Raw genomic sequence first — 20352 nt, forward strand, 5'->3', positions numbered from 1 at the left:
TAACCCCTTAAATAATATCGGATTTAACTATGATAATTTTAGCAAATTAAACTGAGAGTTTACTGGGTTGGAATTTTTTGATGTTGTGTCTATATAAATTTCTCTACACCTTCTCTCAAATTACCAGCTAGCACTATTGCATTAAATCTACTTATACAATTACTTTATATCAATTCGCTTAATTAAGTGGTCTGTTTTGAGGTAAGAAAATTGTGTCGATAACAAGGCAAAAATTTCGTAATATTATTGTTCTATATAAGAAATTTTTAACGCAGTTAGCGTCAGATTTGGTCCTCAAATTGATTAAGTATTATTGCGGATTGGTATTATAGCCATACATTAGGATAGTCATGTCTTTCGAACAGTCAAAAAAAATTCTTATAGCATTAGATTACGATGATCAAGAGGTTGCTTTAAACTTTGTTAAACAACTTTCTCCTGATACATGTCGTCTTAAAGTAGGCAAAGAGATGTTTACTTATTTTGGACCTGCATTTGTTAAAGAGTTAATTGATTTAGGTTTTGATGTTTTTCTAGATTTAAAATTTCATGACATCCCTAATACAGTAGCTAAAGCTGTTACTGCAGCTGCGAAAATGGGTGTGTGGATGGTAAACGTTCATGCTTCTGGTGGTTTTGAAATGATGAGCAAAGCTAAATCGGCTCTAGAAAAATTTGGCGATAAAGCGCCATTACTTATCGCGGTTACTGTATTAACAAGCATGGATGAAACAGAACTAAAGCGTTTAGGCGTTGATAAATCTGCTCAAGAGCAAGTTATATATTTAGCTAAGCTTGCAAAGGAAGCAGGGCTTGATGGCGTTGTGTGTTCTGCACAAGAAGCAAAAGCTTTAAAAGCAGAGTTAGGTGAGAACTTTAAACTTGTAACACCAGGTATACGTCCTGAAGGCAGTGATGCTGGCGATCAAAAGCGTATTATGACTCCTAAGCAAGCAATAGGTGCAGGAAGTGACTATTTAGTTATAGGACGACCTATTACTCAGGCGGATGATCCCGTAAAAGTGCTTAGTGATGTTAATAGATCTATAGCATAATTTAACAAAAAGCAGCAATATAGTGCTAAAAGCCCTTACCTCATGTGTATTTTATGTTACATTATTAGGATTGAAATGTAGTAGGGGTTTGTTTTGAAGTTATTATTAGGTTTTATAATTATTATTGTTGCGGGTTTTTCAGTAAATAAAAATCTTTTTTCTAATAAAGCATATGATGATGTTACATCAGTAACAGATATAATCACGAATTACCCTGTCAATATGTTCGATTTTAAACAAACAATGCAAGATTATGCACACCACCTGTGTTACAAAAATGAGGATACACTTACATCTCAGCATATAACAGTAACTGATTGCATATCTAAGCTTGATGATAAAAAAATAGAATGCGAAAAGAAGGTTTTTCGTTTGGCACCGCTTAACCTAGAGTCAAAAGGTGAAGTGCTTGATTATTCAAGGCAATATACGCAATGTACATTGCCTTATAAGTATATTTTAGGTTAATTACAAACAGATAATATTAGTAATTACAGCCTATTATTTATAATTAAGATCTTAAGCGAATGGATTTCGCTTCAATATCTATCAACTCTTGTTTGAATAATCCACCAATTGCTTTTTTATAGTTAGCTTTACTAGTAGAAAACATCTTTTTTATTGCTTCAGGTTCAGATTTATCACCTAATGGGATAACACCACCTTCATTTTTTAGTTTTTGCATAATAGTTTCACCAAGGTCACTTACTTTTCCCATACCTGGTTTTTCTAATACAACATCAATTTTTCCATCTTCACGTACTTTCTGAATGAAGCCTTTAAGCTTTTGACCCACAAATAAGCTTTTAAATACCATATTATAAAAAACAACACCGAAATGCGATTCTTCAATTAATACCTTGTAGCCAATATCTGTTTTGCCAGCAACAATTAAATCCACTTCTTGTAAGTAAGTATATTGCGGCTCATCTTTAGATAGGAAGCGATTAAAGTTGTTTGATGCACAAATACGTTGGCTTGCATTATCAAGGTACAAACGAACTAAATATGAGTGACCTTCTTGCATGCGTGGTTTTTGTTCGTTAAACGGGGTTAGTACATCTTTCTCAAGACCCCAATCTAAAAATGCACCAATACTATTAATTTCTTTAACGCGAAGCAGGGCATATTCACCTACTTGTGCGTGTGGCTTTTTAGTTGTGGCAGTTGCTAAGTTAGCGTTGTCTAAAAAGATAAATACACTAATGCTATCGCCCGCTTCAAGCTCATGTTTAATTTCTTGTTTTGGTAAAAACACTTCACCTAAATCATGACCATCTAAGTAAGCACCTTCGTTACTCACTTCTTTTACAAATAATGTTTGTGTGGTTCCTAGGTAACTCATAATTATTCCTGCTCAGTCTTTTTTTTACGGCGCATTGGTGTATCGCCATCAATGTTCATTGGTGCTTTAATTGGTGCTGTTGGCTTTTTAGGTTTGGCTTTGCGTTTAAATACAGGCTTTTTAACAGCGGCGGATTTTTCTTTAGATTTATCCCACGTTGCCTCAGGCTTTTTCTCTTTTAAACATTTAAACTTAGCTTTTAAGCCCTCTACGCTCGCAAATTTTAACTCATCATTTAAAAATGCTTTAATAGCTAAATAACTTGCCCAATCTTTTGGGCCAACTAATGAAATTGCGTTACCTTTAAAGCCAGCTCGTCCTGTACGACCTATGCGGTGTACATACTCTTCAGCGTGTTTTGGTAAATCAAAGTTAATAACATGCGTTACACTTAGTAAATCTAAACCACGAGATGCAACATCGGTGGTGATTAATATTTTAAAGTTTTCGCGACTAAACGAATCCATTATATCTAAACGTTTATTTTGTGTTAAATCACCAGCAAGCGCTACAGACTTGAAGCCTTTAGCATTAAGCGCTTCACTCAAGCGACTCGTGTCAGAACGTGTTGCTGTGAAGATAATGCATTGACCAACATCATCTTGATTCAAAAAGTGCTCTAATAGCGCTTCTTTGTGATCAAGGTGATCGGCTAGATATAAAGTTTGTTTAATATCGCTATGTTGCTCGTTCGCTGCACTTAGCGTAATTTGCTTTGGTTTTTTTAATAGGTTACGTGATAGAGCATCTACTTGAGCATGGTCAAGTGTTGCAGAAAACAATAACGTTTGACGTAAACGGTGATTAGCTTGCTCGTTAATCATTTTTAACTGCTCGGTAAAGCCTAAATCTAAAATACGATCGGCTTCATCAAAAATAAGCAGTTCTAGTCCACTCAATTGTAATGAACGTTTTGTAATGTGATCAGCTAAACGCCCTGGTGTAGCAACTACGAATTGTGGGTCGTTTCTAAGTGCTTTTATTTGGTCATTAAAGTTTTCGCCACCAAGTATTTTTACGGCCTTAATGGCTGTGCCTGCAATTAATAAACGCAGCTGGGTAAATACTTGCGTAGCAAGCTCACGAGTAGGAGCAACAATAAGTACACGAGGATCGCGTTTACTGAGTGCTTTTTGTTTCATAACCCTTTGTACAGCAGGTAATAAAAACGCCAAGGTTTTGCCCGACCCAGTTTTAGACTGAGCGAAAATGTCATGCCCTGCAAGTGCGGTAGGCACTGCATGCGCTTGAATATCGGTGGGCTGGGTGATCCCTTGATGTGCTAGTTGTGTTTCAAGGCGTGTATCAATCCCAAGATCAGTAAACTGCAATGTGTGTTTCTCCAAAATGAGCAAATTAAGTCTATAAATTTATCAGCGCATTATAGCTTACACAGATAGGTCGCTAACAGTAAAAACCAATCTATAGCGCTATTTTTTGCAATTAAACTAAAAAAGCGTAAAATACGCGCCCCATATGCGCCGGATTTACGATTCGGTAAACGCCAATACTGGCTAATAAGGCAAAATAGGAAATAGAATGACTGTTGTTCATAAAGATAATGTAACGGGCGATCACTTTGTAGTATGTGCGCTGTATAAATTTGTTGGTTTACCTGAATTTGAAGCTATCCGTAAGCCGTTGCTTGAAGTGATGGAAGCAAATGAAGTACGCGGTACTTTACTACTCGCTGCCGAAGGTATAAACGGCACTGTTTCTGCAAAACGTGAAGGGATAGACAACTTATTAGCATGGCTTGATGAGCAACCAAATTTAAAAAACATTGTAACAAAAGAATCTTACGATGATGAATGCCCGTTTTACCGCACTAAAGTAAAACTAAAAAAAGAAATTGTAACGATGGGCGTTGAAGGCGTAGATCCGCTTAAAGTTGTGGGTAGCTATGTAAAGCCAAATGAGTGGAACGCACTTATATCTGATCCAGAAGTAATTTTAATTGATACACGTAATGATTACGAAATTGAAATTGGTACATTTCAAAATGCAGTCGATCCAAATACTAAAACTTTTCGCGAATTTCCACAGTGGGCTAAAGAAAATTTAGACCCTGAAAAACATAAAAAAGTAGCGATGTTTTGTACAGGTGGTATCCGCTGCGAAAAATCGACGGCCTACATGAAAGAGCAAGGTTTTGACGAAGTTTATCATCTTGAAGGCGGCATTTTAAAATATCTAGAAGAAGTGCCAAAAGAAGAAACCATGTGGGAAGGCGAATGTTTTGTATTTGATAATCGCGTTGCGGTTGATCACGACTTACAAAAGGGCTCTTATGATCAATGCCACGCGTGCCGTATGCCAATTACAGAAGACGAAAAGTTAAAGCCTGAATACATGGAAGGTGTATCTTGTCATCATTGTATTGAAGAAGTGACAGACGAGCAGCGAACACGTTTTGCGGAGCGCCAAAAGCAAATAGAATTAGCGCAAGCGCGTGGTGAAGGCCATATTGGTAATGAAGCACAAGCTGTTTTACAGCAACGTAAAGAAGCTAAAAAAGCCCAAAAAGACGCTCAGCGCGGTAAATAAATTTTTACAATAAGTATTACACTTAAAGAGTCTATTTAGGCTCTTTTTTTGTGTCCAAAATTGTGCAGTAATTGTTTTCACACCCCGATGATAGTGTTAATCTGAAAAATAGATTTAGTCATTTTAATGCGCATATAGGAAGGGATTTATGCAAGCCGAACAAGTTGAAATCGCACAATTTTTAGCACAACATCCTCCTTTTGATGACTTACCTCAAAAAGCGCTTAATGAGCTAGCTCAACAAGTAGAAGTGGCTTATTTTAGAGCAAAAACAGATATCTTGAGTTTTGGACAAGACATTTCTGATTTGTATGTAATTAGAAGTGGCTCTGTAGAAATGTACCGCCGAAATGGCGAGCTGTATAATCGTTTGGCTACCGCAGGTATATTTGGTCAAATGGGTTTATTGATGAACCGTAAGGTACGTTTTCCTGCAACTGCTCTTGAAGATACGTTAGTATATTGCATAAATGTCGAGCTATTTAATCGTTACTGTGATGAGTTTGATGCGTTTGCTGATTACTTCGAAACAGACGGTAACGTGCGTTTGCATCAAGCTATTGTCGAGCAAGCCGATGGCAATGACCTGACAACCGCGAAGGTAAAATCATTAATTCACAGAGATGTAGTCACCGTAGATGCAACCTCTACGATACAAGATATCGCTAAATTAATGACCGAAGAGGCGGTATCGTCAGTTTTGGTAACCGATGTAAATAAACCAATAAACGACGATCCTGAGGAAGATGATGGACAAGTCGTTGGCATAATAACCGATAGGGATTTACGCTCAAAAGTAGTGGCTAAAGGGCTTAGCTTTAACACACAAGCAAAAGAGATTATGTCTACTAACTTAGTGCTTTTAGACGCTAATGACTATATTTTTGAAGCAGTACTGGCCATGCTCAGAGATAATCTCCATCATTTGCCCGTAGTACAAAAAAGACGTCCTATAGGAGTTATCTCCCTCTCTGATATTTTACGTTACGAATCGCAAAGCAGCTTATTACTTGTACGCGGCATACTTGCTCAACAAACAATTGAGGATTTAGCGCATTATGCACGCCAATTGCCCAATGTATTTGTCCGTATGGTTAATGAAGATGCAAATTCACACATGATTGGTACTGCCATGGCCGTTATAGGACGTACATTTAAACAAAGATTACTTGTATTAGCTGAAGAAAATTTTGGTCCACCTCCCGTTCCTTATTGTTTTATTGCACTGGGCTCAATGGCTCGCGACGAGCAACTTATTGTAACTGATCAAGATAACGCACTAATTTTAGATGACAGTTACGACGATGAAAAACATAACGCGTACTTTCAAAATATTGCCGATTTTGTGTGTGATGGCTTAGCGCAGTGTGGTTACACCTACTGTGATGGAGAAATAATGGCGTCGTTTAAAAAATGGCGTAAAACTCGCTCAGAGTGGTTTGATCAATTTGCTGATTGGATAGCCCAGCCAAAACCACAAGCACTGCTTAATAGCTCTATATTTTTTGATTTAGACGGTGTGTGGGGCAAAACCAAGTGGGCCGACGAGCTTAAAATATTTATAGCGAAACAAAGTAAAGTGAATCGTATATTTCTAGCAAATATGGCAGCAAATGCTCGAAATAGAACACCACCGCTTGGCTTTTTTAAAGGCTTTGTTATGGAGCATAACGGCCAACATAAGCGTTCAATGAACTTAAAACGAAGAGGTACTGCACCACTTTCTGATGTTATACGCGTACACGCATTAGCTATTGGTTCGCGTAAACAAAATTCGTTTGAGCGATTAGAAGACATTATTGAAGCTAAGCTATTACCGCAGGGTAAAGCGCAAGATTTACGTGATGCACTTGAGTATATTGCTATGATGCGAATTCGCCATCAAGCGTGGCAAATAGAGAAGGGCGAAGAGCCTGATAACGACTTAGACCCACATTTACTTTCTCCTTTTGAACAGCGAAATTTAAAAGAGGCGTTCGCTATTTTAGAAAAAGCACAAAGCTATTTGAAATTTAGCTACACAGCAAACTCAGGTGTGAAGTAGCCTATGAACCCGCGTAATTACAAAGCAGTTGATTGGCAAGCTAGATATAACGAGCTTGCCAACAGCACCGAAAATAAACTTCTAAAACACTTTTATGCAGGTGCTTATAATCAAGATAAAGCCGCTGTAGAAGATGTGCCTTTCGTAGCAATGGACTTTGAAACAACAGGTTTAAATAGCCAAAACGACGATATTGTGAGTGTTGGCTTAGTGCCGTTTAATTTAAAGCGTATTTATTGCAAACACAGCCGGCATTGGGTTGTTCAACCAAGACGTAACCTGCATGAAGAGTCTATTTTAATCCATAGAATAACGCACTCTGAGGTGGATGACGCCCCTGACTTTAGCCGAATTATTGAGCCTTTACTTGAAGCGCTAAGTGGTAAAGTTGTCGTGGTACATTACGCCGCAATAGAACGCCATTTTTTAAATAATGCGTTATTACTAAGGCTTAAAGAAGGTATTGAGTTTGCTCTTGTTGACACAATGGAGCTAGAAAAAAGAGCACTAAAAGAGAGGCAAGGTTTATTAGGCCGATTATTTAATACAAAACTAGGCTCGCTCAGATTAACAGATTGCCGTGCGCGTTATTCCCTACCTGCGTACCAAAATCATAATGCGTTAACGGATGCACTTGCCACAGCTGAGCTTTTACAAGCGCAACTGAGTCATCATTACCGTGTAGATACTCCAATCTCAGAGTTGTGGGTATAATACTAATACGCAATAATACTTTAATCATATTGAGGGTTAAACCTGACGCTAGCTGCGTTAAAAATTTCTCATTTAGAGCAACTAAATAAAGAAATTTTGCCTTACTATCGAGAAGTTTTTCCTGCCACAAAATAGATCACTTTATTAAGCGAATGGGTATAACCTTAAATAAAAAAGCGCCGCAAAAATTGCGGCGCTTTCGTTACTAATTAAAAGTATTGCTTACTAAAAGTATTATTTAACTGGGCGAGGCTCAGTTCGTAAACCTAAAACTAAGCTTAAACACATAAACAACAATACAATAGTAAATGGCAAGCCTGTAGAAACAGCACCTGCTTGTAGTGCTTCGATTGCTTGTGTACCACCAATCCAAAGTAAGGCCGCTGCAATTGCGCCCTCTACCGTTGCCCAAAATATACGTTGTGGCACCGGTGCGTCAATTTTACCGCCAGCTGTAATTGAATCAATGACTAATGAGCCTGAGTCAGATGACGTAATAAAAAATACTAACACTAATATAATCGCAATAAATGATAAGATATTAGATAGAGGTAATGCATCAAACATCTGGAACATAGCTAAAGGTACTTCAGTTAGGCCGTTAGCACCTAGTTCACCTACACCGTTGATTACTTGATCAATTGCAATTCCGCCGTATATAGACATCCATAAAATAGTAACAGCAGTAGGAACAAGCAATACCGCAATTAAGAATTCACGAATTGTACGACCACGTGATACACGCGCGATAAACATACCTACGAACGGTGACCAAGAAATCCACCAAGCCCAGTAAAATACAGTCCAGCCATGCATCCATGTTTCGTCTTCACGGCCGTGAGGATTACTCAATGGAATAATGTTTTCTACATAGCCCATCACGGTAGTCGGTACATTACCCATTGCTACAGCAAAGCCCACTAAACAAACAAACAATAATAATGAGAAAGCAATTAACATGTTTACATTACTTAGCAGTTTCACACCACCGTCAATACCACGAACCACAGAAACAATGGCTAAAAGTGTTACACCCGCAATAACTAGAATTTGAGAGCCAATGCCACCTTCTGTACCAAATACATGGTTAATACCTGCAGAGGCTTGTTGAGCACCCAAACCTAAAGATGTTGCAAGGCCAAATAACGTAGCAAGTACAGCTAAGATATCAATGATATGACCAGGCCAACCCCATGCTCTATCACCTAATATAGGATAAAAAATAGAACGAATAGAAAGCGGTAAACCTTTGTTATAAGTAAAAAATGCAAGAGATAAACCAACAACAGCGTAAATAGCCCAAGGATGGAGACCCCAATGGAACATAGTTGCGCCCATTGCTAATTTTGCAGCTTCTGGTGTATTAGCGGCTACATTAAGTGGTGTTTCGTACCAACCAGTAAAGTAAGCAACCGGTTCAGCAACGCCCCAAAACATAAGGCCGATACCCATACCTGCAGCAAATAACATAGCAAGCCATGAAACTCGAGAGTGAGAAGGTTTAGCATCATCACCACCAAGGCGAATATTCCCGTAAGGAGAAACAATAAGTGCTAAACAAAAGAGTACAAAGAAGTTAGCAGCCCACATAAATAGGGCATCAAAATTATTAATAATATCGGTCTTGATACTATCAAGCGCTGTTTTTGCAGTTTGTGGGTCGGTAACAAGTATGGCGATTAAAAAGATGACAATCAGGCCCGCACTAGTTCCAAAAACAGGGTTGTGTATATCAAACCCCCACTTTTGTACGTTGTCCTGACCTACGGTGTAGTCCGTATTGTCAATACTATATTTGTCATGATTTTCCTTCATGCAATACCTCTTTAGTTGTCCTAACAAGCCAAAATAAATTCGGCGTCATATCGAATTACATTAGCCTTTAAATATTAAGTAAAAAGTAATACCGTAATTATTTGAAGACTAACTAATTTGAAGAGTGATCATACAGCTAGTAGTGTATGAGTTAAATATTAAATGTAAATGAATTTGTATTTAAAACGCTGTTTATATAGCCAAATTAATGATTCTTTTATTTAAAAAGCCCTAAAATTATAAATTCAGTGAACGTTAAAATTTAGTTTGCTATTAAAAGTATTAGTTTACTTAGTTAAGTAAAAAAAGATCACTTTTAAGCAACTTAATTAATGCTTAAATACTAGGGCTTGTTGATCTTTTAGGATTAAAATTTGTTCAATTTAGGAGCTGTTTAATCGATCCTAGGTTTGTAACCTAACGGTTCGATAACTGCTCCTGCGTTATTCTGCATGCTTACATACACGTGAGAATAATTAAAAGCTGAGCAGCAAAGAGCAAATTTCCCTTTAGGGCTAGTATAAATTTATAAGCTGATAAGCATCTTTAATCAAGTTGTAATATGAATATGATTTAACACAACATTAGGGCATGTTGAATTTTGGCGATTGAATTTACAGTAGTATGTTTGGTTTTTAGGCAAGGCAGAGCCTATGTAGTCATTCCCCATAAATAGGCGATAACGCAGCATAAATACCAAACATACACTGCCCTTTGGGTTCTTTCTAGGGACGATTAACTCTTTGTTACTCGGTTTTTACTTAGCCCACTAGGTTACAAACCTCGTGCCGCGATTTAATCGCCCCTAGATTGAACAAATTTCAATCCAAAAAGCTCAGCATGCCCTAAGCTATATTTTATAAATAGATAGGCAAAGGATTAATACTATTATGCGTGAATGCGTTACAAACAATACCAATCAAAACGAACTTGTTAAACGCTTTTGCAGCGTTAGAGGCGAAAGCCTGGCTATTATTGAACCACTCACTGTAGAAGATTGCCAATTACAAGCTATGGCAGATACCAGCCCAAGCAAATGGCATTTAGCGCACACCACGTGGTTTTTTGAAACGTTTTTACTTAGTGTTTACTGTAAACAGTACACTGTGTTTAACTCTCACTACCGAATGCTTTTTAATTCTTACTACAATGGGATTGGAGAGCAATTTAAACGGGCAAACCGAGGTAGTTTATCTAGACCTAGTTTAGATGAAGTTTTAGCTTATAGAGAGCATGTAGATAGCTGTGTGGTTGAATTACTTAAAACTGAAGTTAGTCCACAAATTAAAGATATTATTGAACTTGGGTTACACCACGAGCAACAGCATCAAGAACTAATGCTTATGGACATCAAATATAACTTTTCAGTAAATCCGTTATTTCCGCAATATAAAACATCGCCTTTAAACAGCCAAAACAAATCAGCAGATATTAAGCCTCTCAATTTTATAAATTTTGAGCAAGGTATTATTAATATAGGTACAAATGCCGACGATGAATTTGCATATGATAACGAGCGCCCCAAACACCAAGTATTAATTCATCCATTCAGTTTTGCTAATAGATTGGTCACTAATGGTGAGTATTTAGACTTTATAAATGCAGGTGGATACAGCAATCCACAGTATTGGTTAAGTGACGGTTGGGCAAATATACAAAACAACGCTCTAACGCAACCATTATATTGGCATTGTATAGATAACGAGTGGTTTGAGTTTACACACTATGGATTAGAGCCTCTCAATTTAAATGCCCCGATCTGTCATGTTAGTTATTTTGAGGCCAGTGCCTATGCTAATTTTGTAAAGGCTCGCTTGCCTACAGAGTTCGAATGGGAATATGCAGCTAAAAATACACCTTCAACAGAGATTAATAATCACTACCTAACACCACAGCAAGCAAAAGGTGATGCTGAAATAAATCAGTTAACTGATTCGTGTTGGCAATGGACGAACAGTGCATATTTACCATACCCCGGTTTTAAGCCTATTGAAGGAGTAGCAGGGGAATACAATGGTAAATTTATGAATAACCAAATGGTGTTACGTGGTGGGTGTGTGTTTACCCCTCAAAACCATTTACGACAAACATACCGAAATTTTTATTACCCGCATCAAGCGTGGATGTGCAGCGGGATAAGACTAGCTAAGGATATAGTATGAGCCAAGTAACAGCGATTAAGCAAAGCAACATAACCGACACTGAATTTCTAAACGACGTGATAAGCGGATTAACTCAACAACAAAAAACGCTTCCGTGTAAATATTTTTATGATGATAAAGGTGCTGCATTATTTGAGCAAATAACAACATTACAAGAGTATTACGTAACACGAACTGAGCTTTCTATATTAGAGCAACATTCGCAGTCGATTGCTCAAATGCTGCCTGAAAACCTCTCTATTATAGAGCCCGGCTGTGGCTCGGGTAAAAAAGTAGCCTATTTATTAGCACATATGGCAAACGTTAAAACCTTTGTACCGTTTGAAATATCTGAGGAGATGCTCAGTTATTCACTTGCACATTTGTCACCGTTATTTCCAGATTTGGCAATTTCGCCATTATTAGGAGACTTTACACATAGCCAAATGGTTAAACAGCTAACCAAAGACACCGCTTTAGACAGTCAAACTAATTTGGTGTACTTTCCGGGGTCTACTCTTGGTAATTTTGCACCTGTAAAAGCAATTGAAATTATGAATAATTTCCATCGCTTATGTGGTTTAAATGGCTATGTGCTAATTGGCATTGATTTAGTAAAAGAGCGCCAAGTGTTACTTGATGCATATAACGATAAGTTAGGTATAACCGCCGCGTTTAATAAAAACTTACTACAACGTATTAATAACGAGCTAAACGGCACATTTAATATAGATAACTTTAGCCACGAGTCACGCTTTAACGAGCAACATAGCCGTATCGAAATGCATTTAGTAAGTAATCGTACTCAAAGCGTGATTATAAATGATCAGCAAATAGACTTTATAGAAGGCGAAAGTATCCATACAGAAAACTCTCACAAGTACACGCTCGAGTCGTTTAAGCAGCTTGCAGCGCAAGCTAATTTAAAGTTAGAGCAAACATGGCAAGACGATAGTAACTATTTTGCTCTGTGTTTATTAAGGCCGCTTTAAACGTTACTTAAGTTTAGGGCGTGTTGATCTTTGATAGTTGAATTTGCAGCAATATGTTTGGTTTTTAGGCAAGGCAGAGCCTATGAAGTGTGGTTATTCCACATAAATAGGCGATAACGCAGCATAAATGCCAAACATGTGCTGCCCTTCGGGTTCTGCCTAGGGGCGATAAACTCTTTGTTGCTCGATTTTTACTTAGCCCACTAGGTTACAAACCTCGCGCCGCGATTTAATCGCCCCTAGATTGAACAAATTTCAATTCGCAAAGATCAACACGCCCTAGTAAATGACAACTTGGGCATTGTTAAACTCATAGTTTAGCAATGCGCCATTATTTGATTGCTGTACAAGCATAGCTTTATTTAAACCGTATAGTCTAAATAGCAGGGGGGCAATAACAGATACCGCAGAGCCTGTAGCACTGTCTTCATTTACACCAAACTGGGGTGCAAAGTATCTAAAATGCGCTATGGCATTTTTTTTGTCTTTATTTTTTATACTAAGGGCGATTACTGCATTTTTGTGGAGTGCACACAAAGCTTTAAAATCAACGTGTACGCTTTTTAAATCGTCTTTTTCAACTGCTTTATCGAATTCTTTACTAAATTCTTTATTAAATTCTTTACTAAATAATACAACCGTATAACCGTTTTTGTCGCCGGTACTGTAGGCTGCTTTTATTGCTGATGAAAACACACTTTTTAACTCACCTATAGCTAACTCACTTTTTTTTGGCTCTATGCTTTTTAGTAACAGCTGAGCGCGTTGTTTTTTTACTCTTATAGTAAAGCGCTCATTACTCATTGAAGTAAATACTTCAGGGCAATAACCCAAATGGTCTATTAAAAAATTAGCGGCTGCTAAAGTACCATGTCCACAGCGTTTAATTTCACTCGTTTGATTAAACCAGCGAATTTTACAATGGCGTTTAGTTATCTCATTTTGATTTAAAAATACGGTAGCAGGGTAAGTTGATTGTGATGCAATATATTGCATTGTTTTTGAAGTTAACCCATTTTTATAAATAACAATTAAAGCACTTGAGCCTTTTAAGTTATGTGCAGGGCTATAAAAAACAGATTCGGTGGAAGTGAACTCTATAAAGCGAAGCGTAAGCCATTTAGGCTTACGCTTCGCTAAACAAAGAGTATTAACCTTTGCTTGCATATGCGTCGTTATGAACGCCTGCAGCACGACCTGATGGATCAGCATTGTTTTGGAACGATGCGTCCCATGCAAGTGCTTCAGGAGTCGAACACGCTACCGATTTACCATGCGGTACACATTTAGCTGATGCATCACCAGGGAAATGCGATTCAAAAATAGTACGGTAGTAGTAAGCTTCTTTTGAATCTGGCGTATTAATAGGGTATTTAAACTTTGCATTTGCAAGCTCTTGATCGCTTACTTGCTCGTTTACAAACTCTTTTAACGTATCAATCCAGCTGTAACCAACACCATCTGAAAACTGCTCTTTTTGGCGCCATAGCACTTCATCAGGTAAGTAACCTTCAAAACCTTCACGTAAAATGTGTTTTTCAATTTTTCCATCTTTACACATTTTAGCTTCAGGGTTGATACGCATAGCAACATCAACAAATTCTTTATCAAGAAACGGTACACGTGCTTCTACGCCCCATGCCGCCATTGATTTATTAGCACGTAAACAGTCAAACATATGCAGTTTTGATACTTTACGGTTTAGCTCTTCATGAAACTCTTGTGCGTTAGGGGCTTTATGGAAGTATAAGTAACCACCAAATAGCTCATCAGCACCTTCGCCAGATAACACCATTTTAATGCCCATCGCTTTAATTTGGCGAGCCATTAAGTACATAGGTGTAGAGGCACGAATCGTTGTTACATCGTACGTTTCAATGTGGTAAATCACTTCACGCAGTGCATCAATACCTTCTTGAATCGTAAAAATAATAGGGTGGTGAATAGTACCAATCATGTCAGCTACTTTTTGTGCAGCCGCTAAATCAGGTGAGCCTTCAAGACCTACTGAAAAAGAATGCAGCTTAGGCCACCATGCGTCGCTTTCGTCGTTATCTTCAATACGTTTTGCAGCAAAGCGCTGGGTAATAGCAGAGATAACCGATGAATCTAAACCACCAGAAAGTAATACACCGTAAGGCACGTCACACATTAATTGACGTTTAACGGCCGCTTCTAATGCATCTTTAACGTCTTGCGCTTCTGCGCTGTTATCTTTAACTGCATCAAATGTTTCCCAATCACGTTTGTAATAAGGCGTCATTTTGCCATCTTTACTGTACAGGTAATGCCCTGGTGGAAATTCTTCAATATGCTTACAAATTGGAGAAAGTGCTTTTAGCTCAGAAGCAACGTAAAAGTTACCGTGCTCGTCGTGACCGGTGTAAAGCGGGATAATACCAATATGGTCACGGCCAATTAAGTAAGCGTCATTTTCTTCATCGTATAAACAAAATGCAAAAATGCCATTTAGATCATCTAAAAAGTCAGGCCCTTTTTGTTTATACAGCGCTAAAATAACTTCACAGTCTGATTGAGTTTGAAAAGTAAAATCAACGTCTAACTCTGCTGCAAGTTCTCTATGATTATAAATCTCGCCATTAACCGCTAAAATATTTGTTTTTTCAGGATTGTATAAAGGCTGTGCACCGCTTGATACACCAACAATAGCTAAACGCTCATGCACTAAAATAGCTTTTTCGGATGCATATACACCAGACCAATCTGGGCCACGGTGTCTAAGCAGCTTTGACATTTCAATTGCTTGGGTACGCAATTGAGTGGGATCAGATTTAATATCTAATACCCCAAAAATTGAACACATAGTAACTCCTCATTCCTATTATGTGTGCAGCAGAGCCAATTTGCTGTGCTGCGAAACCTTGTTTTATCAGAAAAAATTACTCAAGTCACATAGCTTTTACAATTAATTAAGAATAATTTATGCACCAAGCTAGATGTAATTGCACCAAAGTGGTTAATGCGTGGTTCCTGCTGCTATTTTTACGTCGCTATTATTGTTCAAAGCTTGTGCAATCATAACTCTCAGGGCATTAATAACGGTTTCTTCGCTCATGCTTGGTGCGCCATTGTGGTGCACAGCTTGGCTTGGTAAATAAGGAATATGCACAAAGCCACCTTTCATTACAGCGCAGTGATCATTTATGTAATGCATAAGACCATACATAACGTGATTACACACATACGTACCTGCTGTATTGGAAATGGCAGCAGGTATATTGCTGTTGTGCAATGCTTGTAACATGCGCTTTATTGGTAAGTTTGTGAAATAGGCATCAGGGCCATTTTTTTCTATTGGTGTATCGATAGGCTGCTTACCTGCATTGTCTTTAATGCGTGCATCGTCAACGTTTATTGCAATACGCTCAATTGATATTTCGCTGCGCCCACCAGCTTGGCCTATACATAAAACAACCGCCGGATTGTGCGACTCAATGGCGTTTATAAGCTGACTGATAGACGTATTAAATTCACAGGCAAGTTCTAGTGTGCATATTTTGTGTTTCATGATGATAGTTTCATCAAGCTTTTGCACTGCTTGCCAAGAAGGATTGATAGCTTCGCCACCAAAAGGAGCAAAGCCAGTTATTAATACACACGGCATAGTAGAAGTTGATTTAGTCATTAAACACCAAGCTATACATTAAAATAATATTAACGGCGAGTAAGGAAACGGCCGTCGGAATTTGAACCTTTATTACATGGTACCTATTTTTTAAATCTAGGGCGTGTTGATTCTAGAATATTTTATAGGTTATTTTTAAGTGCAAGGCTCAATTGATGTAGGTGCCCGTCAAGTTTCTGCTTCGCCTTTGCTGCTTCTTCAAACGTTACATATTTAAATTCAACAGTATCTAAAGGTCTAAATTGTGCAAATTGATGTAAGTCGGCTTCAATTACAGTCCCTAAAAGAGGGTAGCCCCCGGTTGTTTGACCATCGTTAAGTAGCACAATAGGCTCACCATTCGGTGGCAGTTGAATACTCCCAGGACTCACCCCTAGTGATGGCAAAGAGTGCGAATGTGCCAAATTATTTTTATGCTCAAGCCTTACGCCCATTCGGTTGCTGTTACTACTAACTTTAAATGCGGTAGATACAAAGTTGTTAAGTAAAGGCTCGCCTAATAAATTAGCATGAGGACTTGGGTGCAGTCGTATAAGCTTGCGCTGGGCGGGGGCAATTGCGCCTACTTTTATAAACTCTCCATAATAAGGAGTAATAGGTATTTCATCACCAGTGGCGAGAGCTCTACCTTCAATACCACCAAAACATGCGTTTAAATCTGTAGATTTAGAGCCCATAACATCAGTATTTTGTATACCGCCTTTCACTGCTAAATAAGCTCTTAATCCGGCTCTACCAGTAGCAAAGCTCAGTACTTGTTTGTTTTTTACTGTGTATGTCCAACCAGGGTAAATTGCTTGTCCATCAAGGGTTGCTTGCAAATCTGCACCATGAAGCGCAATTACTGTGTCGCAGGTGAATTCCAGCTCGCACAAACCAACGGTTATTTCTAAAACGGCATCATTGTCGTTATTGTTAAGTAATCTATTAGCAATTATTTGTGCAAATGGGTCTAAGCTACCCGCTTTGCTTACACCTAGATGGCGGTAGCCATCACGGCCAAAATCTTGAATGGTAAGTAATACACCACTTTTAAGTACTTTAATCATGAGTTGCTCCTTTATTAACTAGCGGAACAAATTCAAGCGTATCGCCTGGTTGAATTAAACAAGGTTGCTCAGAGGTCGAATCAAACAAAGCAGTATCTGTATGACCTATTATGTGCCAACCACCAGGGGTATCTGCGGGGTAAATTCCGGTTTGTTCAGCACCTATCGCAACAGAGCCTTTAGGAACTTTAATGCGTGGCTCATCACGCCTTGGCGTATGTAATTGCTCATCTAAGCCATGTAGGTAAGCAAAACCGGGCTGGAAGCCTAAAAATAAAACGTGGTACTTGGTTTTACTATGAATATTAATAACCTCATCAGCGTTTAAATTATGATAACGAGCCACGTAATTAATATCCTCACCCTTGTATATGGTTTCGATTAAGTGATGCTGCCCCTTAAAAGTACTCGTTTTAATATCATTCCACAGCGAAGGTAGCACTTGTAACCACTTATTTAAGTGTTTATCTGATTTTAAATAGAGAGTGAGCGAGTTCATGGCTGGCACCAAATCGGTAAATTCATCAGTGCTTTTACAGTGGCTAGCTAAAGCCCAAATTTTCTTTTGAATAGAGAGTCTATCTATAGCGTCTAAATGCGATGCATCAAGTAGTAAACTACTGTTTGTTAATGCATAAATATGGGGAGCTGGCTTCATTAAATAAACCTATTTGTACAACATAATTTAAACGTAACACAGTTTTATTAATTTATTTACACCATTGCGACTAAGTGGTTATGTTTAGTGTTTATTTACCCAGCTTACTTTAAGAGTGTTTTTATATTCAATTAATCGTATTTAACTTATTGAGGACTAAAACTTAATACATTTCGTACTAAATAAGTAATTAGGTTGAAATGAAAATTAAGATAAGGAGGTCTTAATTAGCACGCACTTGTTTATGAGGTACTTTATGAAACACCAGCATTTATTATATTTATCAGGCGCTGCTATTATATTTAGCGCAGGCAGCTTTGCTTTATCTATGGAAAAGGTAGAACACAGTAATGTAGAAGCCACCATGCATGTAGAAACCATCGTACTGGGGTCTGGTTGTTTTTGGGGAGCCGAAAAACGCTACGAAGCGCTTAATGGCGTTATTGATGCTGAGTCGGGTTATGCTGACGGTAATGGGTTTAAAGCAACGTACAGAAATATCACCGATCAGTCTCGTCGTTTTGACGAGAATAATTATGCTGAGGTTGTACAGGTTATGTATAACAGCAATATAATTTCAGCAGAAGATCTCTTAAAAAATTATTTTGAAAGTCACGATCCTACGCAAAAAAATCGCCAAGGTAACGACATCGGTACGCAATATCGTTCAATCGTATTAACGACTACTGATGCACAAGCTAAAGTAGCTGAGCAAGTTAAATCGCAATATCAGCAGCTTTTAACTGATGCGAGCTACGGCGAAATCGAAACGGTTATTAAACCGCTTACAGGTTTTGTATCGGCAGAAGAATATCACCAAAATTATCTAGAAAAGAACCCTAATGGCTATTGCCCCGATCATTCTACAGGCGTAGTTTTTAATAAAACACCCGTAGAAAAAGCAGACAACAGTGCTCTACTCGCAGGTAAGCAAATAGTGGTACTTGATTCTCGTGATTACTGCCCGTACTGTGAAAAATTTAAAAAAGCAGTCGCAAATGATTACAAAGGCACAATACCTATGACATTTCGCCATGCTGACCAACTTAATGATTTAACTATTAAGTCAGCCACGTGGGCAACGCCGACTATTTTATTTTTAGAAAATGGCGTTGAGGTATATGGCCGTCAAGGCTATGCAACACCTGAAGAGTTTTATAAAGCATTAGGCGCTTTTAAATTAGGTAACAGTGATGCTTATAAAGTTGCATTCGATGCACGAACAGATAGACCTTATTGTAAAGAGTATAAAGAGTTTAAAAATACACCTGATGGTACTTTTGTTGATAAATTAAGTGGAGAGCCACTATTTGATACAAGCGATAGGTTTAACTCCGGTACTGGTTGGTTGTCGTTTAAGCACCCAGTCAAAAGTAGTGTAACGCAGCATGACGATAGCAGCTGGGGAATAACACGTATTGAGCTACGTTCTAAAAGTACAGGTATTCATCTTGGTCATTTATTCCCAGGAGAAGGCCCTAGAGGCACAGACCGCTACTGTATAAACGCAACAGTACTCGATTTTGTACCAAGAGATAAAAGCTAAACCTTTTACTTTGTAAAGCCTGATTTTAATCAGGCTTTTTTTTGCATAAAATAAAATAGATTTATCATATTCTTTGCAAATTTGTTAAAATTAAAGCGTTGAGCTACACATCAATAATATTACTTAGGTTGTAAATGAATCAATTTATAAAAATAACGACGCAGTTAATGTATTTGCCTTTAGCTTTATTAATTTTTATTACCGATGCTAAGTCGGCAACGCACTATGTCGTCGGCGTAGAGAATATAGAGTATCTACCTTACTTTGATGGTAGTGGAACAAATGGTGCTGACTATTATGGCTTCAGTGAAGAGTTGCTCACTTTATTTGCACAGCAGCACGATTTTGAATTTGAGTTTTACACGCTGCCAATTAATCGTCTCTATAAAGAATTCATTGATCACCATCATGTTGATTTTAAATATCCTGATAACCCTCAATGGAAACCAAGTTATAAAGCTTCCTTTGGTGATTTAAATGAAATCATTTATTCGCAGCCAACCGTTGTGACTAAAACAGGTATTGCGAGTTTAAATAAAAATATCACTATTGATGAATGCGTTAGTTTTGCAACGGTGAGAGGGTTTACGTCTCAAAGCTTTAAACCTTTAATGAATAACGAAAACGTTGAGCTAATTGAAACAGCTAACGTAATGGAATTAATAGAGATGCTTTTAAAAGAGCGAGTAGAGTGTATTTACATATCTAACGATGTATTAAACTTGTAGTGGTAGAGTAATTTTGGTCACCCATTAAGAAAGAAATGTTATGCTATTTGCATACAAATTTGGGTGAAAAAA

At 37.9% G+C, this 20352-nt stretch carries 17 protein-coding genes and 1 pseudogene; 9 read left to right on the top strand and 9 right to left on the bottom strand.

Going from position 1 to position 20352, the window contains the following annotated elements; translation table 11 throughout:
* The first annotated feature begins 350 nt into the window (after positions 1 to 350).
* Together pyrF and I6E72_RS01555 are read left to right on the top strand one after the other, a co-directional pair.
* On the top strand, positions 351 to 1055 hold the full coding sequence (pyrF, locus tag I6E72_RS01550) for an orotidine-5'-phosphate decarboxylase (RefSeq protein ID WP_024592388.1): 705 nt from the start codon (positions 351 to 353) through the stop codon (positions 1053 to 1055).
* Positions 1056 to 1148: 93 nt separating this feature from the next.
* A complete protein-coding gene (locus tag I6E72_RS01555; RefSeq protein WP_007583062.1) occupies positions 1149 to 1523 on the top strand; it encodes a hypothetical protein in 375 nt (124 codons plus the stop codon).
* A gap of 43 nt (positions 1524 to 1566) precedes the next feature.
* Here I6E72_RS01555 and I6E72_RS01560 read toward each other — a convergent pair whose 3' ends face one another.
* Both I6E72_RS01560 and I6E72_RS01565 read right to left on the bottom strand, forming a co-directional pair.
* Entirely contained in the window at positions 1567 to 2400 is an 834-nt protein-coding gene (locus I6E72_RS01560) for a CvfB family protein (protein WP_024592389.1), read from the bottom strand.
* 2 nt (positions 2401 to 2402) lie between these two features.
* Positions 2403 to 3731, bottom strand: a complete 1329-nt coding sequence (locus I6E72_RS01565) for a DEAD/DEAH box helicase (protein ID WP_197110845.1) — start codon at positions 3729 to 3731, stop codon at positions 2403 to 2405.
* Positions 3732 to 3939: 208 nt separating this feature from the next.
* Here I6E72_RS01565 and trhO point away from each other — a divergent pair, with 208 nt between their 5' ends.
* The 3 genes from trhO (at position 3940) to I6E72_RS01580 (ending at position 7705) form a co-directional block, all read left to right on the top strand.
* Positions 3940 to 4947 (top strand): oxygen-dependent tRNA uridine(34) hydroxylase TrhO, encoded by a 1008-nt coding sequence (gene trhO, locus I6E72_RS01570; RefSeq protein ID WP_007583069.1) that lies wholly within the window; start codon positions 3940 to 3942, stop codon positions 4945 to 4947.
* A 148-nt stretch (positions 4948 to 5095) separates the two neighbouring features.
* Positions 5096 to 6991, top strand: coding sequence for a DUF294 nucleotidyltransferase-like domain-containing protein (locus tag I6E72_RS01575; RefSeq protein WP_197110846.1), 1896 nt, complete (start codon positions 5096 to 5098; stop codon positions 6989 to 6991).
* Positions 6992 to 6994: 3 nt separating this feature from the next.
* Positions 6995 to 7705 carry a 3'-5' exonuclease gene (locus tag I6E72_RS01580; RefSeq protein ID WP_197110847.1) on the top strand — a complete coding sequence of 237 codons (711 nt, stop codon included), beginning with the start codon at positions 6995 to 6997 and terminating at the stop codon, positions 7703 to 7705.
* Positions 7706 to 7939: 234 nt separating this feature from the next.
* On the opposite strand, the gene I6E72_RS01585 is transcribed toward I6E72_RS01580, so the two are convergent.
* Positions 7940 to 9520 (bottom strand): BCCT family transporter, encoded by a 1581-nt coding sequence (locus I6E72_RS01585; RefSeq protein ID WP_197110848.1) that lies wholly within the window; start codon positions 9518 to 9520, stop codon positions 7940 to 7942.
* 890 nt (positions 9521 to 10410) lie between these two features.
* On the opposite strand from I6E72_RS01585, the gene egtB reads away from it, so the two are divergent.
* Both egtB and egtD read left to right on the top strand, forming a co-directional pair.
* The gene (gene egtB / locus I6E72_RS01590) at positions 10411 to 11682 is read left to right on the top strand and encodes an ergothioneine biosynthesis protein EgtB (protein ID WP_197103354.1); all 1272 of its coding nucleotides are present in this window, start codon (positions 10411 to 10413) and stop codon (positions 11680 to 11682) included.
* The gene (gene egtD, locus I6E72_RS01595; protein WP_197103352.1) at positions 11679 to 12653 is read left to right on the top strand and encodes an L-histidine N(alpha)-methyltransferase; all 975 of its coding nucleotides are present in this window, start codon (positions 11679 to 11681) and stop codon (positions 12651 to 12653) included. Before egtB ends, egtD begins: the two co-directional genes overlap by 4 nt.
* A 279-nt stretch (positions 12654 to 12932) precedes the next feature.
* Here the strand turns inward: egtD and I6E72_RS01600 are convergent, their stop codons facing one another.
* The 6 genes and pseudogenes from I6E72_RS01600 to pxpB form a co-directional block, all read right to left on the bottom strand.
* The gene (locus I6E72_RS01600; RefSeq protein WP_197110849.1) at positions 12933 to 13820 is read right to left on the bottom strand and encodes a PhzF family phenazine biosynthesis protein; all 888 of its coding nucleotides are present in this window, start codon (positions 13818 to 13820) and stop codon (positions 12933 to 12935) included.
* On the bottom strand, positions 13804 to 15477 hold the full coding sequence (asnB, locus tag I6E72_RS01605) for an asparagine synthase B (protein ID WP_197110850.1): 1674 nt from the start codon (positions 15475 to 15477) through the stop codon (positions 13804 to 13806). Before asnB ends, I6E72_RS01600 begins: the two co-directional genes overlap by 17 nt.
* Positions 15478 to 15630: 153 nt before the next feature.
* On the bottom strand, positions 15631 to 16299 hold the full coding sequence (gene pcp, locus I6E72_RS01610) for a pyroglutamyl-peptidase I (protein WP_080670012.1): 669 nt from the start codon (positions 16297 to 16299) through the stop codon (positions 15631 to 15633).
* Positions 16292 to 16399: pseudogene (locus tag I6E72_RS19880) on the bottom strand (5-oxoproline transporter, DUF979 family subunit); the annotation flags it as partial. The gene pcp and the pseudogene I6E72_RS19880, both read right to left, overlap by 8 nt.
* A 22-nt stretch (positions 16400 to 16421) precedes the next feature.
* Entirely contained in the window at positions 16422 to 17348 is a 927-nt protein-coding gene (locus I6E72_RS01620) for a biotin-dependent carboxyltransferase family protein (RefSeq protein ID WP_197110851.1), read from the bottom strand.
* Positions 17341 to 18006 carry a 5-oxoprolinase subunit PxpB gene (pxpB, locus tag I6E72_RS01625; RefSeq protein WP_197103349.1) on the bottom strand — a complete coding sequence of 222 codons (666 nt, stop codon included), beginning with the start codon at positions 18004 to 18006 and terminating at the stop codon, positions 17341 to 17343. Before pxpB ends, I6E72_RS01620 begins: the two co-directional genes overlap by 8 nt.
* Before the next feature lie 256 nt (positions 18007 to 18262).
* Here pxpB and msrA point away from each other — a divergent pair, with 256 nt between their 5' ends.
* Together msrA and I6E72_RS01635 are read left to right on the top strand one after the other, a co-directional pair.
* Positions 18263 to 19552 carry a peptide-methionine (S)-S-oxide reductase MsrA gene (msrA, locus tag I6E72_RS01630; protein WP_165721562.1) on the top strand — a complete coding sequence of 430 codons (1290 nt, stop codon included), beginning with the start codon at positions 18263 to 18265 and terminating at the stop codon, positions 19550 to 19552.
* Positions 19553 to 19686: 134 nt separating this feature from the next.
* Positions 19687 to 20280: an amino acid ABC transporter substrate-binding protein gene (locus I6E72_RS01635; RefSeq protein WP_231620490.1), complete on the top strand. Its 594-nt coding sequence runs from the start codon at positions 19687 to 19689 to the stop codon at positions 20278 to 20280.
* The last annotated feature ends 72 nt before the right edge of the window (positions 20281 to 20352 follow it).

The sequence above is a fragment of the Pseudoalteromonas sp. NSLLW24 genome (assembly GCF_015864725.1).
Classification (GTDB): domain Bacteria; phylum Pseudomonadota; class Gammaproteobacteria; order Enterobacterales; family Alteromonadaceae; genus Pseudoalteromonas; species Pseudoalteromonas arctica.